The 17,121-nt window shown below is 62.3% G+C and carries 20 protein-coding genes and 2 tRNA genes; 13 read left to right on the top strand and 9 right to left on the bottom strand.

Features of this window, described 5'->3' with window-relative positions:
• Positions 1 to 135 precede the first annotated feature (135 nt).
• Together ACWGTI_RS26875 and ACWGTI_RS26870 are read left to right on the top strand one after the other, a co-directional pair.
• A tRNA-Thr gene (locus ACWGTI_RS26875) sits at positions 136 to 210 on the top strand.
• Positions 211 to 362: 152 nt separating this feature from the next.
• On the top strand, positions 363 to 632 hold the full coding sequence (locus tag ACWGTI_RS26870) for a GYD domain-containing protein (RefSeq protein ID WP_454589918.1): 270 nt from the start codon (positions 363 to 365) through the stop codon (positions 630 to 632).
• Positions 633 to 741: 109 nt separating this feature from the next.
• Here ACWGTI_RS26870 and ACWGTI_RS26865 read toward each other — a convergent pair whose 3' ends face one another.
• Positions 742 to 1,365 carry a hypothetical protein gene (locus ACWGTI_RS26865; RefSeq protein ID WP_454589917.1) on the bottom strand — a complete coding sequence of 208 codons (624 nt, stop codon included), beginning with the start codon at positions 1,363 to 1,365 and terminating at the stop codon, positions 742 to 744.
• 135 nt (positions 1,366 to 1,500) lie between these two features.
• On the opposite strand from ACWGTI_RS26865, the gene ACWGTI_RS26860 reads away from it, so the two are divergent.
• Positions 1,501 to 1,638 carry a hypothetical protein gene (locus ACWGTI_RS26860; protein WP_454589916.1) on the top strand — a complete coding sequence of 46 codons (138 nt, stop codon included), beginning with the start codon at positions 1,501 to 1,503 and terminating at the stop codon, positions 1,636 to 1,638.
• 382 nt (positions 1,639 to 2,020) lie between these two features.
• Here the strand turns inward: ACWGTI_RS26860 and ACWGTI_RS26855 are convergent, their stop codons facing one another.
• Positions 2,021 to 2,464, bottom strand: coding sequence for a hypothetical protein (locus tag ACWGTI_RS26855; RefSeq protein ID WP_454589915.1), 444 nt, complete (start codon positions 2,462 to 2,464; stop codon positions 2,021 to 2,023).
• A gap of 109 nt (positions 2,465 to 2,573) precedes the next feature.
• Between ACWGTI_RS26855 and ACWGTI_RS26850 the strand changes: the two genes are divergently transcribed.
• A tRNA-OTHER gene (locus ACWGTI_RS26850) sits at positions 2,574 to 2,666 on the top strand.
• On the opposite strand, the gene ACWGTI_RS26845 is transcribed toward ACWGTI_RS26850, so the two are convergent.
• Together ACWGTI_RS26845 and ACWGTI_RS26840 are read right to left on the bottom strand one after the other, a co-directional pair.
• Positions 2,645 to 3,163 carry a DUF6314 family protein gene (locus ACWGTI_RS26845; RefSeq protein WP_454589914.1) on the bottom strand — a complete coding sequence of 173 codons (519 nt, stop codon included), beginning with the start codon at positions 3,161 to 3,163 and terminating at the stop codon, positions 2,645 to 2,647. The genes ACWGTI_RS26850 and ACWGTI_RS26845 overlap by 22 nt on opposite strands.
• A 230-nt stretch (positions 3,164 to 3,393) precedes the next feature.
• Positions 3,394 to 3,675, bottom strand: coding sequence for a hypothetical protein (locus ACWGTI_RS26840; protein ID WP_454589913.1), 282 nt, complete (start codon positions 3,673 to 3,675; stop codon positions 3,394 to 3,396).
• Positions 3,676 to 3,705: 30 nt separating this feature from the next.
• On the opposite strand from ACWGTI_RS26840, the gene ACWGTI_RS26835 reads away from it, so the two are divergent.
• Positions 3,706 to 4,104, top strand: a complete 399-nt coding sequence (locus ACWGTI_RS26835; RefSeq protein WP_454589912.1) for a hypothetical protein — start codon at positions 3,706 to 3,708, stop codon at positions 4,102 to 4,104.
• 258 nt (positions 4,105 to 4,362) lie between these two features.
• On the top strand, positions 4,363 to 4,725 hold the full coding sequence (locus tag ACWGTI_RS26830; protein ID WP_454589911.1) for a hypothetical protein: 363 nt from the start codon (positions 4,363 to 4,365) through the stop codon (positions 4,723 to 4,725).
• Positions 4,726 to 4,827: 102 nt separating this feature from the next.
• On the opposite strand, the gene ACWGTI_RS26825 is transcribed toward ACWGTI_RS26830, so the two are convergent.
• Positions 4,828 to 5,601: an SDR family NAD(P)-dependent oxidoreductase gene (locus ACWGTI_RS26825; protein ID WP_454589910.1), complete on the bottom strand. Its 774-nt coding sequence runs from the start codon at positions 5,599 to 5,601 to the stop codon at positions 4,828 to 4,830.
• Between the two features lie 232 nt (positions 5,602 to 5,833).
• On the opposite strand from ACWGTI_RS26825, the gene ACWGTI_RS26820 reads away from it, so the two are divergent.
• The 4 genes from ACWGTI_RS26820 (at position 5,834) to ACWGTI_RS26805 (ending at position 9,503) form a co-directional block, all read left to right on the top strand.
• Positions 5,834 to 6,211 carry a caspase family protein gene (locus tag ACWGTI_RS26820; RefSeq protein WP_454589909.1) on the top strand — a complete coding sequence of 126 codons (378 nt, stop codon included), beginning with the start codon at positions 5,834 to 5,836 and terminating at the stop codon, positions 6,209 to 6,211.
• Complete coding sequence (locus tag ACWGTI_RS26815; protein ID WP_454589908.1) at positions 6,187 to 6,462, top strand: hypothetical protein; 276 nt, start codon at positions 6,187 to 6,189, stop codon at positions 6,460 to 6,462. Before ACWGTI_RS26820 ends, ACWGTI_RS26815 begins: the two co-directional genes overlap by 25 nt.
• Positions 6,463 to 6,641: 179 nt before the next feature.
• The gene (locus ACWGTI_RS26810) at positions 6,642 to 8,036 is read left to right on the top strand and encodes a multicopper oxidase family protein (RefSeq protein WP_454589907.1); all 1,395 of its coding nucleotides are present in this window, start codon (positions 6,642 to 6,644) and stop codon (positions 8,034 to 8,036) included.
• A 153-nt stretch (positions 8,037 to 8,189) separates the two neighbouring features.
• Entirely contained in the window at positions 8,190 to 9,503 is a 1,314-nt protein-coding gene (locus ACWGTI_RS26805) for an NAD(P)H-dependent oxidoreductase (protein ID WP_454589906.1), read from the top strand.
• A gap of 3 nt (positions 9,504 to 9,506) precedes the next feature.
• Here the strand turns inward: ACWGTI_RS26805 and proC are convergent, their stop codons facing one another.
• From proC to ACWGTI_RS26790, 3 genes are all read right to left on the bottom strand, one after another.
• Entirely contained in the window at positions 9,507 to 10,322 is an 816-nt protein-coding gene (gene proC / locus ACWGTI_RS26800) for a pyrroline-5-carboxylate reductase (RefSeq protein ID WP_454589905.1), read from the bottom strand.
• A gap of 139 nt (positions 10,323 to 10,461) precedes the next feature.
• Complete coding sequence (locus ACWGTI_RS26795; protein WP_454589904.1) at positions 10,462 to 11,781, bottom strand: O-antigen ligase family protein; 1,320 nt, start codon at positions 11,779 to 11,781, stop codon at positions 10,462 to 10,464.
• The gene (locus ACWGTI_RS26790) at positions 11,750 to 12,748 is read right to left on the bottom strand and encodes a glycosyltransferase family 2 protein (RefSeq protein ID WP_454589903.1); all 999 of its coding nucleotides are present in this window, start codon (positions 12,746 to 12,748) and stop codon (positions 11,750 to 11,752) included. The genes ACWGTI_RS26795 and ACWGTI_RS26790 overlap by 32 nt, the downstream gene beginning before the upstream one ends.
• Positions 12,749 to 12,919: 171 nt before the next feature.
• Between ACWGTI_RS26790 and ACWGTI_RS26785 the strand changes: the two genes are divergently transcribed.
• Genes ACWGTI_RS26785 through ACWGTI_RS26775 form a run of 3 tightly spaced genes read left to right on the top strand, consistent with a single transcriptional unit; the run spans position 12,920 to position 15,803 of the window.
• Entirely contained in the window at positions 12,920 to 14,092 is a 1,173-nt protein-coding gene (locus ACWGTI_RS26785) for a glycosyltransferase (protein WP_454589902.1), read from the top strand.
• Entirely contained in the window at positions 14,089 to 14,883 is a 795-nt protein-coding gene (locus ACWGTI_RS26780) for a WecB/TagA/CpsF family glycosyltransferase (RefSeq protein WP_454589901.1), read from the top strand. Before ACWGTI_RS26785 ends, ACWGTI_RS26780 begins: the two co-directional genes overlap by 4 nt.
• Positions 14,880 to 15,803, top strand: coding sequence for a DUF6492 family protein (locus tag ACWGTI_RS26775; protein ID WP_454589900.1), 924 nt, complete (start codon positions 14,880 to 14,882; stop codon positions 15,801 to 15,803). Before ACWGTI_RS26780 ends, ACWGTI_RS26775 begins: the two co-directional genes overlap by 4 nt.
• Here ACWGTI_RS26775 and ACWGTI_RS26770 read toward each other — a convergent pair.
• Positions 15,800 to 17,095: a lipopolysaccharide biosynthesis protein gene (locus ACWGTI_RS26770; protein ID WP_454589899.1), complete on the bottom strand. Its 1,296-nt coding sequence runs from the start codon at positions 17,093 to 17,095 to the stop codon at positions 15,800 to 15,802. The genes ACWGTI_RS26775 and ACWGTI_RS26770 overlap by 4 nt on opposite strands.
• Between the last annotated feature and the right edge of the window lie 26 nt (positions 17,096 to 17,121).

Raw genomic sequence — 17,121 nt, 5'->3', positions numbered from 1 at the left:
CAATCGAATCAATTGGGGACTCACAGATTCAGCACTGGCGCCATATGTCACGTGTTAACTCACCCGATTGCCCTGAGCCTTTCACAGATGCCTTGCGCTTGACGGTTCGATATGGCAGAAGCCCCGCCATCAGCGGCTGCGGTAGCTCAGTGGTAGAGCACTCCCTTGGTAAGGGAGAGGTCGAGAGTTCAATCCTCTCTCGCAGCACCAGTTTATCTCCTTGAAATCATTGAAGCCCTTGAATTGCAAGGCATGGCCTTGCTTGCCTCAAGTGGTTCGCGCACCTGACTCGTGATATCGTAGTTCCGGGAGACGGCGGACGCGCCGTGAGTGCCCGCCCGCTCCCACCATGGGAGGAACAAATGGCTTATTACGTATTGCTCTCGAATTTCACAGATCAAGGTATCAAGAGCATAAAGGATACTCAGAAACGTGCTGAGGCCTTCAAGGCGATGGCCAGCAAGAACGGCATCAAGGTTCACACCCTGTTGTGGACGCTTGGTCAGCATGATGTTGTGGCGATTGCCGAAGCCGACGACGACAACATTGAGAGCGTTCGATGCGGCGGATATGGCCAAGATAATGGCAAAGATGGTCTGACCGCCGCTGTGCTGCCTTGCGCAGACGATTGAAGCCGACCGCTGAGCCGAACGGCGGCAGGCCCGTCTGTTTTCCATTAAGCGAAACCCCGGCAGAGCCGGGGTTTCTATCGACAGGTGAGAGCTGGAATCTGGTCTGCCGTCACTTTCTGCGTTTCTTGGCGACGTTCGGCTGGCTATCGGGAGCAACGTTCTCAATCGTCAACGGCTTCTTCGTGGGCTGGTCGGCGGGAGGATATGGGCCCTTGGTGAACTCCACCAGCATTTCCCTAGCCTGATTGGATATGCGTTGCATTCCGTCGCGGTTTTCCTTGCTCTTCTTCATGGTGTCGCGAAGGGATTGGGCTGCCTGCTTGTCTTTCAAATGTTCGAGGATACCAACCGATTCCTCGTAAATGGCCATCGTCTCCTCCTGAAGGCCAATCGCTTTGTCCAAGCCCGATGTGAAATTCACCAGCTTTTCGGTCATGGTCTCAAAGTCGGCGAGAAACTGATGCTGCCGGGCTCGCGTTTCGGCTGCCTGCGCGAACACCGTGCCTACGGATATCAGAGCACCCACAGAGAGGAGGAAGCTGAACACTCGGAACGCAAACTCGGTCCAACTTATGCCATCGGTGTTCGCCCAGATGACCACAGGGCTCACATAAGTCCAGGCGCCCCCTAGGATTACCACCACCGCGCCGCCAGCCGCCAAGCCCACAAATCCCTTCGCCGCGCGCCTGCCATAGTATTCTTCAAACTTGTCGAGAAATCCTAGGTCTACCATCCAACGCCCCGCCAGAATTACCAAATATGAATATGTGCACAGTCAGCCGCCATTGTAAGGGTTTTGATCCCCACTGAGGCACGCTTTGTTTTCTCGGCCGCCGTGATAAAGTGGCGGCGTTGAGGGAGACAAAACATGGCTGAAAAGAGCGGGTTTACCGCCGAGGAAGCGGCTAAAGAACTGAGCCGACGCAAGAACGCAAACGCCAATACCAAGAAATCGGTCCCGCGTTCAGGCCCCGACCGCTGTGTTCATTGCGGGCAGGCCGTTTAACGCCGGCATAGACTCCGGCTGGACGGGCATCTGCGAAGACTGCATCCAAGGCGATTAGCCTTACCCAGCCTTAGCGTGGGCTGGCACCGAGCCCTCGCCGCGATGAGCAGCATGGTCTCGTCGGTCATGCCGCTCTGAAACACGCTGACCAGGTCCACGGCAAGCTTTTCAGCTTTTGGGCGAACCGGGGTGGACGTGACCGTGCCACACGGTGTCGAAGACGCCCTTCAAGGCATTTAGGTGGCAGGGGTAGAGTGAGCGCGTGCCTACGACCACCCGCAGGCTTGCCCAAGGCCGTTGCCGAGTCGGACGTCAAATGGCTGCGCCCTGGCTATACGGCGTCCGTGCCTGCGCGGCGAGCCGAAGCTTAGGCACGCGTCGGTTAGGTCTGTTCTTGTGAGGGAGTGACCTGGTTTTGCACCGGAACAAAGGACGTTGCGCACCAGATCAAAATCAAGATCGGAACCATTATCGCCCACGAGATGAAAAACACCCCAAGCCAGATATTCAAACTGGCGATAAGAAGCGCGTAGCCTATCGCAGTGACAAAGGCGGAAACTGCAATCACCCATCCAAACGCATATTGTGTGCCCGCGGGATAACGAACGACGGAGGTAACCGTCGAATGAGCCGCAAAATATACCCCGAGGTTCATTGGGATCACAAAGATGAAGCATACTAAGGCATAGTAGTCGTACGGACCGAAACGCGAGCCTGCGTAAGCCGCCAACAGCCCGGCCAGGCTAGCCGCCGCGGACCCAAGCGTCATCGACCTATGCATCTCACCCTTTTCGGTATCGCCGACTATGTGAACGGCTTCAGACATTTTTGACCCACCTTTTTGAACCCGCACTTACATAGGAAGGACGGGTTTGGATTTCAAAGACTCCGAAAACCGAAACCGTACAGAATGCGTGCAAGCTTAAAACATGACCGCTTGCGAAGCCCTGCAAATCAAGCCAAGTACACTTTAGCAACTACCCTTGGTAAGGGAGAGGTCGAGAGTTCAATCCTCTCTCGCAGCACCATTCCAATGTCTCAACGATCGGTGGACGGCTGGGTGAGATCGGCCGGCCTCCGTCTCTCTATCGCCCACGCGACGAAACCGGCTGAGACTCGCGTAATTCTTGCGCGGGCCTTTGACCCGCCACGCCTCGGCCCATTCGTCCGGGCCGCGAAACAAGAACCGCCCGGCATAGACATCGGCGCCGCAATGATGCTGGACGCTTTGCGCAGCCTTCGGCTCGAGCAGGATGAATTCGCTGCCGTCGGCACGAAGAATCCGGATCGAATGGTCGCGCCGATCGAGCCGGTAGGCCCTGCTCGCCGGCATCGCATGAGCGCCGATTTGCATGACGCCGCGCTCGGTGAATGCATCGGCAGTGACGGCAGCGTTGCCGGTGAAATTGTATGTCGCACCGGCAAGGAAATCGATGATCGTGCGGCGGACCGTCCAGTCGCCGGCAAGGCTGTCGGCGATGCTGTTCCACGGCCTGGCGTCGGCGCCGGCCGCACCTTCGGTCAAATGGATGCGATCCACATCATACCCGTGACATACAGTGCTTCGCTTCGTGCGGGGATAACACTAAAGGCCCGGACAGCGTCGGGCAAAGCCATTCAACCGTGACGTCTATCAGGCCACAAGACTGGCGGCTCGCTTCGTTTCATAACGGCCGTCTGACAACAGGTTCCAGCCTTGCACGGCGGCAGGACGTGCGCATCCGAATTCATGGCCGGTGTTCGAAGATCGCAAAGTCACTCCCGGCCGCCATGTCTTCGCTCCAGCCGGCGTGCGGCCGAAAGTTCTTGCTCTGGAGTGAACAAACTCACAGTCCGAAAGCAACATTTCTGTGTAGCAATCGCAATCGGCAACACATTATTGCCGACGCGCTCGAATTTATTGATGTCTTGAGCAACGATTTTTAACAGGGCGGGGAGGATGAAATGGCCAAGAATTGGGAATTGAGGATTACGCGTACTGGTGAGCAGACCAGAGGCGTGAAGCGCAGAACAGTGGGCAAATACGAAGTCTTTCATGACGGTGTCAAAGTCGCCGGTCTTTCCGGAGTGACTGCCGAAACGAAAGGTCCAGGCGACAACAGCACTGCCGGTAACAATCGCTGTGTCGAGGCCGGCACCTATAATGTGTTCACCCAGGCCGGCGCGAAATATGTGACGATCGGCTACACGTCGAACGTCAACCCGGCGGCGCTCAAGCGCCCCGGCCTTTTGTTGCTGCCGACCGGCAAACGGGTCGGGATCCTGATGCATCCGGGCCGTGGCTTCCTGTCGTCGATCGGCTGCATCAACCCGGCGACCAAGCTTGCAACCGCCACCGACGACATCAACTTTGTCGACAGCCGCCAGCGCGTCATCGCCATCATCGATGACATGAAGGCGTTTCTTGGCGCCTTCCCGGGCAGCAACGGCGTCAAGATCCCGAACGCGACGATCGTGATCAAGTAGGAACACCGCGCCGCGGCCGGCGGAGGTGACGATCATGATCCGACCTCCCGCTTTTCCGACCTCTGGCGCGTGGCGCCGGAGGTCATTGCAACCCGAGGCGAGCAGCCCAACGGCCTCAGCGCCGCGTGGCCATTTCATCATCCTGACAAAAACGCGCAGACCGTCGTGTTACGGTGCCGATGGTGCTCGTCGCACCACATTGCGCCTGCCATTGCGTGAAGAGGAGATAGTGTCACGTCCAGGATCAATCGCCGCGCCTTGCTGTTTCAATCCGGTGGCGCCGTTGTCACGTCGGCCATTGTGGCGAGAGCCGCCGTCGCAACGCCATCGCCACAAAGCCAGCAGTCGTCCAATCACCTGCAAGAGCTGATCGATACCCACCAAGCAGCTTACGTCGCGTTCGGCAAGGTCGTTCGCGACGTGCGCGCTAACCGCTCCGACCGTGAAAGAGCGAGCCGGGATGAGGAGAACGCGTTGCTGGCCATCTGCGCTTATCCCGCGGTTGAAGAAGGCGATGGCCTGGCCAAGGCTCGATATCTCCTGGAGATAGAGGCACGCGGCGAACTTGACCTTCCGGTGCATATGCAGACGCTTCTGCGTTCGACGATGCCGAACAGATAGAACCGGCGCGAAGGCCGCTTCTCAGCTGTGGGTCTGGTCGCCGTCCCCAATGGCGCCATCCATTCGGCCGGCGCGCCGGCGGCGCTTTTGACGTCGGGCGCTCTACGCTATCGACCAGCCGCCATCGACCAGAATGTTGGCGCCCGTGATCAGCGATGCCGCCGGCGAGGCCAGGAACACCACGGTTCCGGCGACGTCGATCGGGTCGCCGATGCGCCCGAGCGGGATGTGGCCCAGCACATGGGCGTGGAACTCCGGCTCGGCGAGCGAAGGCCGCGTGCCGTCAGTCCAGATGAAGGTCGGCGCCACGCTGTTGACGGCGATGCCGTGCTGCGCCCATTCCGCCGCCAGGCAGCGGGTTAGGTGATTTATCGCTGCCTTGCTCATGCAGTAGATCGCTTCGCCCTTCAGCGTCACCGTGCCCGCTTGCGAGCTTATGTTGATGATGCGCCCGGATTTTTGCGCGATCATCAGCTTTGCCACCGCCTGGGTGGTGAAGAACGTGCCCTTGAGGTTGACGTTCACCGTCAGGTCGAAATCCGCTTCGGTGACGTTCTCGGCCAGGTTTTCCGGCCCGAGCCCGACATTGTTGACCAGAACATCGATGCGGCCTAAGGCGGCGTGCGCCTCTGCAACGGCTGTTCGCACCGTGGCGAGATCGGTCAGGTCCATTTCCACCGCCAGCGCTCGCCGGCCGATACGCTCGATCTCGGCAGTGAGTTCCGCCCCGTCGGCCTTGCTGCGGACGCCCACGATCATGTCGGCGCCCGAGCCGGCGCAGGCCAATGCGCAGGCGCGGCCGATGCCGCGCGAGGCGCCGGTGACCAGCACCACCTTGCCGGCCAGATCGAATTTCGGCGTATAGTCCGTTGTCATCGCAAACCTCCCCTGAAAACCGTCAGGCCGGAATTGCCGTATCGGTTGCCTCATGCTGAACACTAGCCGCTCGTATGCTGAAAGCCAGCCGGCGTCGGCGCATTGCTCACAACAAGAACACGGCTCGCCGAAGGACTTGCCATGGGCCGGTCATCATGATGCCATCTCGCCTGAGGAAGATACCGCCGGGTTTTGGGGCCAGACGATGCTTTTGGGGCGAACAGCAGGTGCGATGGGGCGCACGTGCGCGGCGGCGGCCGCGGCACTGCTGCTGTGCCTGTGCGCACTTGTGCCTGCGGCGGCGCAAGAACCGAAGGCGCTGAAAGGCGTGGCGCTCGTCATCGGCCAATCCGACTATGAACATGTCGGCAAATTGCCCAATCCGGAAAACGACGCCCGCGCCATCGAGGAGATGCTCGACAAGCTCGGCTTCGAGACCGATGTCGCCACCAACCGCGATGCGCGCAAATTGCGGCGCGATCTCGAAGGCTTCGTCGACGACGCCGAGGGCGCCGATGTCGCCATCATCTATTATTCGGGCCACGGCATCGAAGCCGGCGGCGAGAATTATCTGGTCCCCCATCGATGCCGACGTCTCATCGCTCGATGATCCTGCGCGAGGCGATCGTGGTGCAAAAGAAGATCAAGGCTGTGCCGGCTGTCGCCTTTACGCAGGACAGCCTGTGCGACGTGCTGGTCGATCTGGGCGCCGCCCGCAAGGACAAGGCGCTTGCCGAGGAAGCCATCTCCGCCTGTCAGGACGCGCTAGTCATCTTCAAGGCGCAAAAGATGGACGAGCTTGCCGCCGGCTCCGAAAAGAACCTCGCTGAAGCACAGGCGCTGCTCGCCGAACTGCATTGAGACCCGAGCCGCGCATCGGGTGCGGATGAAGGGGGTGGCCACGCCGGCGTTCACAATGGTGCGCAAGCAAATGTCATCGCTCGCCATGGTATGACCGAGATGCGATATGCCAATATCCGCATTTGCGCCGGTCGCCGTCCCAGTCTAGGTCACGCGCAGTGTTTCAGTCGGAGCGCCATATGACCTTACTCACCCGCCGCCGGCTTTTGAAAACGGCCGCGGTTGCCGGGGCGAGCGGCGTTGGGCTTGCAGCCATGGCCAGGCTCGGCGGCTGGGCCGCGGCCAGCCCGGAACCTGTGGTGCTCAAGACGGCAAAGATCCAGGCTAAGTTCATGGATGTCGGCCAGACCCGCGATGTGCTGACGTATGGCGAAGCTGGAATGCCGCCGGTGCTGCGGATGAAAAAGGGCGAACCTTTCGCGGCACGCCTTGTCAACGGCATCGACGATCCGACGACGATCCACTGGCACGGCATCCGCGTTCCGAACAAGATGGACGGCGTCCCCTTCCTGGTTCAGCCTTACGTCTACACCGGCGATCATTTCGACTACGCCTTCACCCCGCCCGACGCCGGCACTTTCTGGTATCACCCGCATTGCAACACGCTGGAGCAGATGGGCCATGGCCTGACCGGCGTGATCGTGGTCGAAAACCCGGCCGATCCGAAATTCGACGCCGAAGCGGTGGTCAATCTGCGCGACTGGCGGCTCGGCGACGATGCCCAGTTCATCCAGCAGTTTCGGCCGCGCGATGCCGCAAAGACCGGCACCTATGGCACGGTGCGCACCGCCAACTGGCTCGATCAGCCGCAATTCGACGCGCCGGCCGGCGGGCTGGTGCGGCTGCGGGTCGCGATCACAGATGTCACCCGCATCTACGCTTTTCGGGTCGAGGGCGGGGAAGCCGCAGTCATCGCGTTGGACGGCAATCCGGTGCCGCAGCGTTTTGCGCCCGATGCCTTGCTGCTTGGACCGGGGCAGCGCATGGAACTCGCCATCCGCATGCCCGACCAGGAGGGCGCGATCGTCAGCCTGGGCGATGTCAGGGGCACCAAGCCGAAGATCCTGGCCACTTTGCGGGCGACAGGAAGTTCTCTCAAACGTGATGTGCGCGACCTGGCACCGCTGGAGGTCAATCCGATTGCGGAGGTCGATCTAGGTAGCGCTCAGCACATTGCCTTGTCGCTCAGCGCCACGGCGGAAAATGTGCCGAGCGACAGCATATGCGGCACGCTTGGCTACTCCTTCTGGGCGATCAACAAGGTGCCGTGGCCGGGCGATACGCCGGACCCGACAGCACCGCTGGCCGAACTGAAGCTCGGCAAAAGCTACGTCGTCGATATGGAAAATCTGACGCCGCAATCGCATCCGATCCATCTGCATGGCATGAGCTTCAAGGTGCTGTCGTCCTCGACGCGCCAGGTTCAGCCTGTCATCTCCGACACCTATCTCATCCAGCCCAATGAGAAGGTGCAACTCGGCTTCGTCGCCGACAATCCCGGCGACTGGCTGCTGCATTGCCACATTATCGAGCATCAGAAAACCGGCATGACCAGCTACGTCAGAGTGGTTTGACGCGGTACCTGCTCATCCGGCCTCTACGACGAGGGGAGCACGCTCGGCAGAGCTTATTGTCGGAGAAATTGCCGCTGTCCGCCGGTTTCGTTGGCAAAGCAGGGCCGTTCCCTGCTATTCCCGCCTGCAAATCAAGAAACCACGGATTTCTGCATGACCAATGTCGCCCTGACCGGACTGGCCCGCGATCTCGCCAGGCGCGCCGCCGAAGGCCGCCCGGTGCGCATCGGCGTCATCGGCTCCGGCGAGATGGGCACCGACCTGGTCACGCAAGGCATGCTGATGCCGGGCATCTCGATCTCGGCGATTTCCACCCGCCGTCCGCATACAGCCCGCGACGCTATCCGCATCGCCTATGGCGATGAGGCCATGGCGGTCGAGGCCGACGCCGCGTCGAAGGTCACCGCGGCGATCGAGGCCGGAAAAATCGCCATCACCTCGAACGAGGTGCTGGTCACCAATCCGCTGATCGACGTTGTCATCGACGCCACCGGAAAACCCGGAGTCGCCGCCGATTTCGACCTGAAGGCGATGGAACACGGCAAGCATCTGGTGATGATGAATGTCGAGGCCGACGTCACCATCGGCTGCTATCTCAAGCAGCAGGCTGACCGGCTCGGCGTCGTCTATTCGGTCGGCGCCGGCGACGAACCGTCGAGCTGCATGGAGCTGATCGAGTTCGCTTCGGCTCTGGGCTACACCATCGTCTCCGCCGGCAAGGGCAAGAACAACCCGCTCAACCACGACGCGGTGCCGGACGACTATCGCGAGGAAGCGATCCGCCGCAACATGAACCCGCGCATGCTGGTCGAGTTCGTCGACGGTTCGAAAACCATGGTCGAGATGTGCGCCATCGCCAACGCCACCGGCCTGGTGCCCGATGTGCCCGGCATGCACGGTCCCAAGGCCGACCGCGACCAGCTGGCAAAAGTGCTCATCCCACGCGCCGATGGTGGCATCCTGTCGAAAAAGGGCGTCGTCGATTACACGATCGGAAAGGGCGTTGCACCTGGCGTCTTCGTTATCGTCGAGGCGACGCATCCGCGCATCGTCGAGCGCATGGACGATCTGCATATCGGTCACGGCCCCTATTACAGCTTCTTTCGGCCCTATCATTTGACCTCGCTGGAAGTGCCGCTGACCGCCGCACGTATCATGCTCTACGGCCGGCCCGACATGGTGCCGCTGCCGAAGCCGGTCGCCGAGGTCTGCGCGGTCGCCAAGCGCGATCTCGCCGCCGGCGAGACCTTCGATGCCATCGGCGAAACCTGCTACCGTTCCTGGACCATGACCGTCGAAGATGCGCGCGCTCACCGGGCGGTGCCCGTCGGCCTGCTCGAAGGCGGCAAAGTGCTGAAGCCGGTCAGGAAGGGCGAACTGCTCACCGCCGACAATGCCACGCCTGACCGGACGACCAGGCTGTTCGCCCTGCGCAAGTTGCAGGACGAGATGCTGTACGGCGGCTGAAGTCTACTTCCCCAGTTCAATCGACCGTAACCGCGCGGCTTCCACCGCCTCGGTCAGCAGCTTTGTCAGCCGGTCTTCACCCATCAACACCGCAAGTGCTGCGGCAGTCGTGCCGTTGGGGCTGGTGACCTGCTGGCGCAGCACGCCGGGCTCCTCGCCGCTTTCGGCGGCGAGCGCGGCGGCGCCATAGACGGTCTGCATGCCCAGCAGCCTGGCGGTCTCGGTCGGCAGCCCGGCCCTCTCGGCGGCAACCGTCAGCGCCTCTATGAAGTGGAAGATGTAGGCCGGACCAGACCCCGAAACCGCGGTCACCGCATCCATCAGGCCTTCATCGTCGATCGTCGTCACCACACCGCTCGCCGACAGCAACTCGGCAACGAAACGCCTGACATCATCGGTAACCAGTGGATTGGAATAGACCACCATCATGCCCTTGCCGATCGCCGCCGGCGTGTTCGGCATACAGCGGATGATGGGTGCGAGATGGCCGAGGATATGCTCGAATGTAGCGACCGGCGTGCCCGCGGCGATGCTGACGAAGGTGGTCCTGCCATCGGCGAAACGCTTGTAGGCAGCGGTGACGTCGCGGATGACCTGCGGCTTCACGGCGATGACGACGAGGTCGGGCTCAGCGCCAGCGGGGATGCCGTCCGCGTCCGCGGCGGCACTGCAACCGAGGTGCTCGGCGCGATTGCGCAGGTCCGCATTGGGCTCGACCACGAACACGGCTTGCGGCGCAAGCCTGCCGGATTTCAGCCAGCCCGCAAGCATGGCGTACCCCATATTGCCGCAACCGGCGAGAACAAGCCTGATCGTCATTGAGAACCCTCCGAGAAGGTTCTCCTTAGACGCTCGCAGCCGGACGGGAAAGCCCCTCGAGGGCGCACGGATCAGGCCAGCCCGATCAGCCGAGGGATCAGGCCGAGGGGATCAGGCCAAGGGGATCAGGCCAAGGGTATCAGGAGCGTCGGCGCGCCGTGATCGGCCGCAGCGACACTTGCCGCAGGCCAAGCACGCCGAGCACGAAGAACAGCCAGACCGGGTCGCCGCGATGGAAGAAGAAGCTTTCGAGGAAAGCGTTCAGCGCCGTGAACAGCACCACCATCATGAAGAAGTCACCGAGATAGATGTTCTCCTTGCGCGGCGGGATCCGCATGTAATCGCGCAGCGGTGCGATCAGGAAGGTGTAGACGGCAACGCAGAGCGCCGGGATGCCCATCAGCACTGCAATGTCGAGATAGCCGTCATGGCCGTGCACGATTGTCCGGATGTCCCAGGGCCGGTCGAAAGGCTGGTCCTGGCTGAGCAGCAGCGGCGTCCCCCAGAAGCTCTCATAGCCGTAGCCGGTCCACGGCTTTTTCGCCAGCATCTCGCCCGAGAACTCCCACAGCGTGGTGCGGCCTGTATAGGTAAGGTCAGGGAAATAGGTCGCCGCCAGCTCCTTGACCGGCGGGATGAAGACGATGCCCAGCGTGCCGACCGCAGTGGCAATGATCGCCAGTGCAAATAGGATCGGCGTGCCGAACCGCATGCCGATCAGCCCCGGCAGCACCACGATCAGGATCGAGAACGGCACCAGGCCTGCCGTGGTCTTGGAACCGGTGTGCAGCATGAAGACCATTGCCGCGCCGAAGATCGCCACGCCCCAGAATTTCTGGCCGCGCCGGAAGAGATAGAGGCCGGCAAAGCTGAAGCAGGCCATGATCGGCCCGGCGATATTCTTGTGGGCGAAGACGCCGCGCCACAGGCCGGCATGTTCAGGCTCCTGCGAGTCGGCCGTGTGCAGCGCCTCATGCGGAAAGGCGATGAGGCCGATATAGGACAGGCCGATGACGACGATGGCAGTGAAGATAATGACTTTCGAGAAGCTGTCGGCGTCGCGCGGCAGCGCCAGGATCGTCGCTATCGTCAAAATGCCGAGCAGCGTGAAGAAGGCCGCGCGCATCGCCGAGGACGGGTCGGTCGCGTTGATGACCGAAAGCATGAAAAAGCCGAGCATCAGGATCCAGGACGGGCTGAGCAGCGAGCGCAGCACCTTGGGGTCGGCGAAGGTCAGCAGCGAGGCGATCGAAATGGCGCCGAGCGAACTGAAGCCGAGTTGGTTGACGATGTCGCCGCCATCGCCGGTCAGTTCAGCACCCGCCGGTTGAAACGGCCGGAACGACACGATGATGACGGCAAACAACAGCGCGGCGATCGCCGTCGCCACGCCGTCGCGGGTGACGATGCCGCCCGGCAGCAGCTCGTCAGTTCTTCTCAGGCTGCCTGTATTGCTCATTGGCGTATCCGAATTCGGCAAGCACGCGGCCGAGCGCGACATAGACGGGATAAAGCGCCGTCGACAGGGAACCTGTTCGCGCCAGCTTGACCGCCCCACGCAGCGGCGAAGCGGCAAGCAGCGCCAGGCTTTTAGCAAACACCTTGACGCCGGCCAACGGTGTGCCGGCGCGTTTCTTTTTCTCGACCAAGGTCGAGATCACCCCGTTGCGCAAGCTGCGGGCGCGGATCCAGTCGGCCTCGATGCGCCTGGCCGGAACGCCTTCGCGCACCTTGGCCTCGGCGCACCAGCCAAGCACAAAACCTTTCTGCCTCGACCGGCTGAGGAAGTCGGAATCCCCGCCGCCCATGAAATTGAACCGCAGGTCGAGGAAGGGCGGCCCCATCGCAGTAAGCACATTGCGCCCGACCAGAAGGTTGCCCGAGGAATAGAGTGCGGCCACGCGCCCAGTCTCGCCGTAGGGCGGTGCAAACACCGGATGCTCGGCCCATTTGGCGTGAGCCGGATCGGCAAACACCGGCACTTGCGGGCCGCCGACAATGTCGGCGCCAAGCGTCTCCGACGCCGTGCACATACGCTCCAGCCAGTCGACATCGGCGATCTCGTCATCGTCGATGACCAGCAGGTGGCGGAAATCCGGAAAATGCAGGATCGCCGTCTGCCAGCCGGCATTGTAGGCGCTGCAATTGCCGCGCTCATGCGCGATGATGATGATGCCCGGGATATCACCGCGCTCGAACACGGGCAGCGCCGCCTTGGCGCCCTCTCGCGCCTCGGCTTCATTCTCGATGACGATGACGGCGAAACGCCGGCTGGTTTGCTGCGCCTTCAGCGACCACAGCGTTTCCAGGAGCAGTTGCGGTCGCTTGAAGGTCGGCAGCGTGACGACGGCTTCGATGGTCTCGGCGGCGAGCCCCGGAGAGCGTCCCGCGATCGATACCGAACCATCTGATGGCAAAGGGATCATTCGCTCCAGCCGTATGTATTAAATCTGGCTTCCGATAGCACCGCGATGATAACGTTTCGTTAATCACCTTTCGCAGCGAGCCTGCCGATCGGTGCCTTTCATCCGTCGCGTTGTGTGACTTAATCAAGGGTTCACCCAGCTTTGATAGTGGCTGACGCCTGGATAGGTGAGATGCATCTGCTGTTCGCCACATCGATCGTGCCCGACGGCGCACTCGCTTCGGGCTACGAGATCGCCAACGCTGCGATTATCGCTGCCTTGCGGCGCGCCGGCGTGCGCGTCACCGTCATCGGCTTCATCTGGCCGGGCAAGGCGCCAAGCGACCCCGAAAACACCATCGTGCTCGGCGCCGTCGACGTGCGCACGGAAAGCGCCTCGGCGATACGGAAGCTCGCCTGGCTCGGCAAGGCGATGCTGTCAGGGCTCACCTTCGCTTCCGTGAAGCTGCGCGCGGTCTCCGACATTGAAGTCCGCGCCGCCATCGAGCGCGCCGGCCCTTTCGACGGCTGTGTGCTGAATTCCGTGCAGTTCGCTGGCGCTTTTGAAAAACTGTTCGCCGACCGCCCATCGATCTTCGTCGCCCACAATGTCGAACATGCTTCGGCCAGGGAGAATGCGGCCGCGGCAAACAGTCATTTCCAGCGCCTGCTGTTTGCCCGCGAGGCGAGGCTCCTCGAGATCATGGAGGAGAGGCTCTGCCGACAGGCCCGCTTCGTCTTCACGCTGGCCGAGGAAGACCGAGCTGCACTCGGTGTTGCCTCCGACGACCGCTCGGCGGTGCTGCCGCTGGTGACCACTGCCACGGCGCCGAAGCCGGTAAAGCCGCGCCGCATCGATTGCGACGCGGCGCTGATCGGCACCTGGACCTGGCAGCCGAACCGCATCGGCCTCGACTGGTTCCTGGAACAAGTCGTGCCGCATCTCAGTCGGGATTTTCGCATCAGGATCGCCGGCAACATGCCGTCCGATATCAGCTCTGCGCATCCGGGTGTCGAATTCGTCGGCCGGGTGCCCGACGCGCAGGCTTTCGTGCGTGGCGCCGCCGTCATTCCGTTGATCAGCACGGCCGGCAGCGGCGTGCAGCTCAAGACCATCGAAACCTTCGAGCTTGGCCTGCCGTCGGTCGCCACCAGCCGCTCGCTGCGCGGCATCGACCATCGCCCGGCCAATTGCGTGGTGTCAGACGATCCGGCTGCCTTCGCCCGCGCGCTGGAAGCGGCGGCGGCTGATGTCAGGGATGTAGACGGCAGCGCCTTCCATCGCAGTCAAATGAACGCGCTCGATGCCGCCATCAGGCTAGGCTTGGAAAGGCTCGGGCCGGTCGGGCAAGAGGTGTTTGCATGAACATGCACACCGCCCGCGCCGCCTTGGGGCTCGATACGCTGAAGACGATCCTCGGAATTTCGGTCCTCGCCATCCGCTGGGATGACGCCATCGCGCTGCTGGCTAGGCTGATTGCCGAGCGGCGCTTCACCAAGGTCAGTTTTCTCAACGCTCACAATGCCAACATCGCCTATACCGATCCGGTCTTTGCCGAAGCGCTCGATGACTTCCTCATCCTGCCCGACGGCGTCGGCGTCGACCTGGCGGCAAAGCTGCTCTACGGCGCGCCATTCCCGGACAATCTCAACGGCACCGATTTCGTTCCGGCCTTTCTTCAGGCATCGGCAAGGCCGCTGACCGTCGGGCTGCTCGGCGCCACCCGCACCAACGCCGAGGCGGCGTCGGTCAAGCTGGCTGCGCTGGCCGTGCAGCACAAATTCGTCGTCATCCATGACGGCTATTTCTCGCCCGTCGAAGAGCAGGCAATCGTCGACCGCATCGAGGCGTTGCGGCCTGACGTGCTGCTTGTCGCCATGGGTGTGCCGCGCCAGGAATTGTGGATTGCCCGCCATATCGATGCTCGCCACTGCACGCTGCCGGTCGCGGTCGGTGCGCTGCTCGATTTCCTCTCCGGCTCCGTGCCGCGGGCGCCGGTGTGGATGCGCCAGCTGAGGCTGGAATGGCTGTTTCGCCTGTGCATCGAGCCGGGCCGGCTGTGGCGCCGTTACGTCGTCGGCAATCCGGTGTTCCTGTGGCGTGTCGTCAAGCAGAAATTCTCGCACCGGACCAAGCCTGCCGGAGAGCTGCGGTGAACAGCCGCTTTGTGCCAAGCCCTGCCGTCGACCTGGATGTCCTGCCGCAGACGCCGGCAGCGGCGGTGGTGACCGCCAGCTATGCGCCGGATTTCCAGCGCTGCCGCCTGTTGTGCGAAACCCTTGATCGTCATGTCTCCGGCGTGGCGCATCACTACATACTGGTTGAGCATCGCGACGTGGCGCTGTTTCGCCAATTGGGAAGCAGCCGCCGCACTGTCGTCGACGAACGCGACCTGTTGCCGCCCTGGCTGCGCGTCTTCGACGATCCTATGAGCCTGTTTCGCCGCCGCATCTGGCTCAGTTTCAAGACCCAGCCGCTGCGCGGCTGGCACGTGCAGCAGCTGCGTCGCATCGCCATCGCTGCGCATGCGGGAGAAGACGTGCTGGTCTTCTGCGATTCCGACGTCGCGTTCATCAAACCGTTCGATCTGAGCGCCTTCTGGCGCGACGGCAAGGTGCGGCTGTTCCGGCGCGATGGCGTGCTGTCGAGCGAGGGTCACGACGAGCATCGCATCTGGTCGCACAATGCGGCCTTGGCGCTTGGCATAGATCCATCCACGGTTTCGACGCATGATTATATTTCGACCCTGATCGCCTGGCGTCGGCAGACGGTGATGGCGATGTGCGCCGAGATCGAGAAGGTCCACGGCCGCAACTGGGTCGAGGTCATCGGCTCCGTGCGCCGATTCTCCGAATGCATGATCTATGGCCGCTATGTCGACGATGTGCTGCAAGGCGCCGGCCATTTCCACGGCTCGGAAGAATTCTGCCGCGTGCACTGGACCGGCGAGGCGCTGTCGGATGACGAATTCCGAAGCTTCGTCGCCGCCATGGCGCCCGGGCAGGTGGCGATCGGCATGCAATCCTTCATCGGCACCGATATAGGCCGCATCCGCCGTCTGATCGGGGTGGATTAGATCGCCTTCGCCGGCTTGCGCATCGCCGAGTAAGTCAGCAGCGCCGAGCCGAGATAGAGCAGCAGGAAGACGACGTTGAGCGACAGCACCAGAGTGGGGGTGTCGGTGATCGTGGTCAGCACATAGGTCAACAGCACCGCCTTAACCCCGGCCAGCAGGCCGAGATTGAGCGCCCGGATCGCGGTCTGGCCGCGCGCGAACAAAAGCTCGGCCTGGTATTCGACCAGGTTGCGCAGTCCCGGCACGCCGATTGCCAATGCCACCAACGGTGCTGCCTCGGCGACGTTCCGGCCGAGCGCATTGGGGAAGAAATGCAGCACGATGCCGAGCGCCGCCAACGCCAGCGTCGACACCAGGAACACGCCGGCCTCGATGCCGCTCTTGACCCGCAGCCGCGACAGCAGTTCCGGCGCCCGCATCATCCGCTGCACCAGCATCATCGAGAACGTGCGGATCGGGATTGCCGTCAGGTCGACGAGCCGCATGATGATGGCATAGATGCCGGCCAGATGCGGCCCGCCGATCGCCAGCACGAGCAGCTTGTCGAATTCCGACTGCAGGTAGAACAGCACTTCGGCGCCCGCGACATAGATCGAATCGGCGAGACGTCGCAAATAGAGCTCAGTGCGCAGCCTGAGCCGCTGGCGCGGATAGTAGAAACCGAAGGCGAGCAGCAGCGAGGCGGCGTTGGCGCCGATGTAGAACAACGACCACACCCAGACGCTGTGCTGCCCCGAGAGCATGAACAGCACCGCGCCGGCCGCGCGGAATGCCGTGGTCACGATCGACAGCACGGCGGCGCGGCCGAATTTGCCGAGTCCGTTGTTGACGATCAACACGACTTCGACCGGCCGCCACAAAAGCGCTTCGGCAAAGACGATTGCGGCAAAGACGGCCAGCGGCACAGTGCTGGCGAAGAAGATCAGGTAGACACCCCACGAGGCCGCCGCCAGCAACGGCAGGGACACGGCGCCAAGCAGCAGGAAGCCGGCGGTGAAGGTGCCGATCAGGTTGGGGCGGATGGTGGCGGTACGGTAGAGCGCCGAGATGAAGCCGAAGGCAAGGATGCGAGACAGCATGACGCCGGCGGCGGAAGCGGTCGCGAACATGCCGAACTCGGCGATCGACAGCGTGTTGGCAAGCGCAATGAAATAGGCGAGCGAGAACACCAACCGCCCGCCGGCGCCGCTGATCGCCGAGAGATAGTCGCGGACCAGCCCCCGTCGTTCGGCCACGAAGGTACCGATCCTGGCGAGTGTCCGCCTTTGCGGTGTGTCGCTGGCCTGCATCATGTCGCGGAAAGCCATAGGCCGGAAAG

It is taken from the genome of Mesorhizobium sp. ArgA1 (genome assembly GCF_053714375.1).
Note: the sequence above shows the minus strand (reverse complement) of the source record. Positions and strands in the feature narration are given on the sequence as shown.